We start from the raw sequence: 4313 nt of genomic DNA, 5'->3' as shown, positions 1-4313 counted from the left end.
GGAAATCTTCTATGGCGTGGAAAACAAAGAACTAGTCGAACATGAAGAGTTAATCGATGCCGAACCCAGAGAGGTATTTATCATCGCCTGTCTGCTCGTCCCGATTATCGGTGTCGGTTTTTATCCCAAACTCCTCACCCAGATTTACGATTCGACCACTACCACACTAACAGCACACCTCCGCGATTCCGTCCCGACGATCGCGCACAAACCATCCAATCCAGTCGCGTTAGGCGAATTCTTCCGCGCGCCCAGACTAGTCAAATCGATCGACGGTTAATCCTCCGTCTGCGCCAATCGGCAACGCTCGGCATTAGATTTGACTCCCAAAACTCCCGCAGTATGTGGGAGCTTTTTTTGAGCTTTTTCGATCGAGATGTTATAATTCACAGATGCGATACCTAGCCTATGGCATCGACACATCGGGATGTAGCGCAGCTTGGTAGCGCACTGCTTTCGGGAAGCAGGGGTCGGAGGTTCAAATCCTCTCATCCCGATTAAGAACAATAGAATGGGGTTTTGACAAGGTTTTGGCGACTTTGTTGGAGCCTTTTTTATTGTCCAATAGACGATCCGTATCTGTAATCTGGGAATACTATTTTTATTGCTCGATTGAAACTACGGATTCATACCTGAAGATGAGTAAGTTCAAGGATTTCCCTGCACTTTTTCATATAGGATTCTATCATCCTAAATACAATCACTACAAAGATGTGTATGAAGATAATTGTTATTTCAATGAATTTAGTCAGTATATTTTAAATTTAAAGAATGGTGATATCAACGCAATTATTTACTTCAAAAATATATTGTCAAATTTAATGGAAGATGAAGAAATTGCCATTGTCACGGTTCCGCCACATAGGGCTGGAGAATCTTCCGGCATACAAAAACTAGCTAGCTGTTTAGTCCAAGACAATAAAAAATATATTGATGCTATTCGATGTCTTGAGAGATTTAAGACAGTTCCCAAATCTTCACAGAATCTAGGAAGTAGAAACGAGCACGCTCATTTAGATTCTATTAGAATGAGTAATTCTTCATCAATCGAGGATAAAAATGTTATCTTGCTCGATGACGTAATAACGACAGGTAGCTCTACAAATGCCTGTCGAAAAATAATATCTAAGAGGGGAGCTAAAGAAGTAAAAATAGTCTGCTTAGGCAAGACTATTAGACAAGTTGAATATGCTCATCGCTTAGTTGAAGAGAAATTTCAAGAAGAGTTACAAATCCTTGATTTTGAACATCATACAAAAACAGAGGAGATCGAAATGATTTTTGATTTTGAAAGGAGTAACATAGAACAAGATGATGAAGATCGATGGCTCGAAGAAATCTATAATCTGGAATCTTCAATGAGATGCGATCTTGATAATATCTCTGATTGTATCGGTTTTGTTGAAAATAATTTATGTGAATATGCTGAAGAAGCTCATAAAGCTTTGGATGGAGAAGATTATCTAACACCGATTAGTCCATTCTTAAAAGCCTTTACAGATTTAGAATAATGCCAAAGTTAGCATTAGCTATTAATAGCTCACTTTATAGCAGGCTCAATCTTGATGAGTTACTTAAAAACAATTGCTGGGTTTATCCTTGAAGATCACTATATTTGACTAACAATATTTTAAATCTGTAGGTTAGGTTGAAAGAAGCGAAACCCAACCTACTCAACTAGAATCGATCGCCACATTTAATAATATTTTACTCTGGCAAACCCAGTGACTTAGCCACATCACTAACTTTCACCATCAAAGTTAAAGGCTCTAGCGTTGAAGCCGTAAACCGATACTGCTCGTAAAACTGCTTTGCCTCCTCCGAAATCGCATGAACCAGGATCGATCGTATCCCCGCGATTTCCGCAGCCTTGAGCGTCCTCAGCACCGCATCTCGCAACAAACCCCGCCCAATCCCCTTACCTTGCCAATTGCGATCGACCTATAAACCCCGATCGAACCTCTGTTTCCCATATAATCGAAATAGCCCCCACCAGTGACGGCGAGGGCTAGATCGACCGAACGGACTGTTATCAGCAGCGCGATCGAATCAAACATAACTACTTCGAGGTTAACATGACAACCGCCACAGATACAGACATTCAGCAGATAAAAGATTTAATTACGGCTGGAAACGTAGCCACACAGAAGCAGATTGCCGATCTCACTCTAGAGATGCGGCTAGGGTTTGCCAATGTTGAAACCAAATTTGCGGAAGTCAAGGGCGACATCAAAGAATTACGTTCTGAAGTTAAAGCTTTGGATGGCAAGCTTGAAGAAAAAACCAAGAACTTAGACCAAAGATTGGGATCGGGAGAATTCACCACACGCGGCATCACCATCGGACTGACGGTAACAGTTGTAGGCGGGCTACTTTTGACCTTTGGCAAAATCCTCTTCTTCGGCAAGATTTTTTAGGCTCAAAAGACTGTTTACACCGCCAGCTACACCGCTCACTTATTGAGAACGCTTCAAAGTCTTATCAGCTAAAGGTTAAAGGTTTGTATGACCCCTGCTTTCGGGAAGCAGGGGTCGGAGGTTCAAATCCTCTCATCCCGATTAAGGAAAAAATAGCATTAGAAAAGGGTTTCGGCAAGGTCTGTGTGACTTTGCTGGAGCCTTTTTCATTGTCTTATTGACAACGAAAGGGTGGTTAGGCGTGTTTAGACATGACACTTTTACCCTGTTTTTTACCCTCCTATGAAAGTAACGATCGAGAACATCAACGGCAACCGCCCTTTATAATCGAAATACCCCCCACCAGCAAAGGCGAGGGGCAAATCGATCGATAGACTGTTTGCAGCAGCGCGCTCGAACTCAACATAACTAATACGAGGTTAACATGACTCAAGCCAGAGAACCAGATGACATCGATCGCGTTAACCGTGAATTGCGCGGGGTCAACCGCAGACTAGACAGGTTGGAATATACCCAGATTTCCCCTCAAGAATTTTCCAGTGTACTAGATCGGATTTACGAAGAAATTGGCTCGACTCGCTCGGAGATGAGAGCGGAATTTACAGCGGTTAATGCCAGACTTGACTCGCTCGATACCAAAACTGATATCATCATCCGTCGCCTCAGTAGAGAGGGGAATTTAGGATAGATTGAAGATCTAACATTCCCAGCCTCACCATCTCCAATTCAATCCAAAATCACAATTAGTTTACTTTTGCTAAAGTGCGAACTGCTAAAATTTCGTCAGAGCGTAAGGTTTCGATCGCAGAAATAGGCACCGCAATCTCTGTCAAAGATTCACCGAACGACTTGTCGTTGCGCTTGCGCTTCGCATTAAAAATTTCTAGTACGCAGCCTTCTTCGCCATTATTTGGATGAGAGACAAAATCGACTAACGTTGCAATATCTCCGGCTCTGAGTCCATATTCTGGTAAGTCGCGAGTTAATGAGACTTCTCGATCTAATTCCATTGTCATATTAAGACCCCTTACTAGGTTTAAGTGTCATGAATTGAAATTTGCCATCGATCTGTCTTTCTAGCCAAACGGTAATAACTGGCAGGATCGTACCATTTACACCGAAAAGTCATCAGCAATTATTTAACCGACAATTTCATTTAATCCGCTAACAATTACAGCTAGCTCCTCTGGGGCAATTTGGCTGATTCGATCGCCCAATCTATCTATTGATAACGTCCGTATCTGGCTAATTTTTACCCAAGACTGTTTTGGTAAAGCCACTGATTCAATTAAAAAAGTCAGCGGAAACTCAGCCTTTGGAGCTTGACTCGTCAGAGCCAGAGCAATTACTGTTCCTGAATGCCGATTGAATACGTCCTGGCTGATAATCAATACTGGACGAGTACCCGATTGTTCGCGCCCGCGTGTGGGATTGAGATTTGCCCACCAGATCTCGCCTCTTAGTATGTCGGCCATTGAATTAACTCTCCTTCGATCCCTTCTTCTGCTAATTGTTGTTCTATTTGTGGATCGAGTTTGGCACATTCACTCGCTAACCGAGTTTGACGCAGTAGGGAGAGTTTATCGGTTAATGCTTCTTGGATTGCTTTACTCCGATTGGGAAATACTCTTTGTGAGACTAATAGATCTACTTTCGACAATAGATCTGAATCGATCGTAATTGCGACTTTGTTCGTTGCCATAAATGCTTACAAATTCTTTGGTATGATAAATTATCATACCAATTTAAGACCTTTGTTGTCAATTACAAACTGTTAGAGATCGAGAGAATAGTCAAAAACTTTTGCTTCGCATACGTTAGCTTTTGGGCAGTGTCTGGGGTGTTGACTACCAAATTGTTTTTACATAAGGATATTTTAGAATGTTGTTATCGCAG

6 protein-coding genes, 2 tRNA genes and 2 pseudogenes are annotated in these 4313 nt (G+C 41.9%); 6 read left to right on the top strand and 4 right to left on the bottom strand.

Features of this window, described 5'->3' with window-relative positions:
- From RMO84_RS00195 to RMO84_RS00185, 3 genes and pseudogenes are all read left to right on the top strand, one after another.
- Positions 1 to 280: pseudogene (locus tag RMO84_RS00195) on the top strand (NAD(P)H-quinone oxidoreductase subunit 4); the annotation flags it as partial.
- 143 nt (positions 281 to 423) lie between these two features.
- Positions 424 to 497: transfer RNA gene (locus RMO84_RS00190), tRNA-Pro, on the top strand.
- 141 nt (positions 498 to 638) lie between these two features.
- Positions 639 to 1511, top strand: a complete 873-nt coding sequence (locus tag RMO84_RS00185) for a phosphoribosyltransferase family protein (protein ID WP_310486386.1) — start codon at positions 639 to 641, stop codon at positions 1509 to 1511.
- A gap of 196 nt (positions 1512 to 1707) precedes the next feature.
- Here the strand turns inward: RMO84_RS00185 and RMO84_RS00180 are convergent.
- Positions 1708 to 1941: pseudogene (locus RMO84_RS00180) on the bottom strand (GNAT family N-acetyltransferase); the annotation flags it as partial.
- Positions 1942 to 2075: 134 nt separating this feature from the next.
- Here RMO84_RS00180 and RMO84_RS00175 point away from each other — a divergent pair.
- From RMO84_RS00175 to RMO84_RS00165, 3 genes are all read left to right on the top strand, one after another.
- Positions 2076 to 2417 carry a hypothetical protein gene (locus RMO84_RS00175; protein ID WP_310486385.1) on the top strand — a complete coding sequence of 114 codons (342 nt, stop codon included), beginning with the start codon at positions 2076 to 2078 and terminating at the stop codon, positions 2415 to 2417.
- Positions 2418 to 2489: 72 nt separating this feature from the next.
- Positions 2490 to 2555, top strand: a tRNA-Pro gene (locus RMO84_RS00170).
- A gap of 286 nt (positions 2556 to 2841) precedes the next feature.
- On the top strand, positions 2842 to 3105 hold the full coding sequence (locus RMO84_RS00165; protein WP_310486384.1) for a hypothetical protein: 264 nt from the start codon (positions 2842 to 2844) through the stop codon (positions 3103 to 3105).
- A 55-nt stretch (positions 3106 to 3160) separates the two neighbouring features.
- Here the strand turns inward: RMO84_RS00165 and RMO84_RS00160 are convergent, their stop codons facing one another.
- The 3 genes from RMO84_RS00160 to RMO84_RS00150 form a co-directional block, all read right to left on the bottom strand.
- Positions 3161 to 3433 carry a DUF4926 domain-containing protein gene (locus RMO84_RS00160; RefSeq protein WP_310486383.1) on the bottom strand — a complete coding sequence of 91 codons (273 nt, stop codon included), beginning with the start codon at positions 3431 to 3433 and terminating at the stop codon, positions 3161 to 3163.
- A 123-nt stretch (positions 3434 to 3556) separates the two neighbouring features.
- Positions 3557 to 3892, bottom strand: coding sequence for a type II toxin-antitoxin system PemK/MazF family toxin (locus tag RMO84_RS00155; protein WP_310486382.1), 336 nt, complete (start codon positions 3890 to 3892; stop codon positions 3557 to 3559).
- Positions 3877 to 4119, bottom strand: coding sequence for a ribbon-helix-helix domain-containing protein (locus RMO84_RS00150; RefSeq protein ID WP_310486381.1), 243 nt, complete (start codon positions 4117 to 4119; stop codon positions 3877 to 3879). Before RMO84_RS00150 ends, RMO84_RS00155 begins: the two co-directional genes overlap by 16 nt.
- Positions 4120 to 4313: the final 194 nt, after the last annotated feature.

This window comes from Chamaesiphon sp. VAR_69_metabat_338 (assembly GCF_031423935.1).
Taxonomy (GTDB): Bacteria; Cyanobacteriota; Cyanobacteriia; order Cyanobacteriales; family Chamaesiphonaceae; genus Chamaesiphon.
This window is presented reverse-complemented; position numbering and strand designations above follow the sequence as displayed.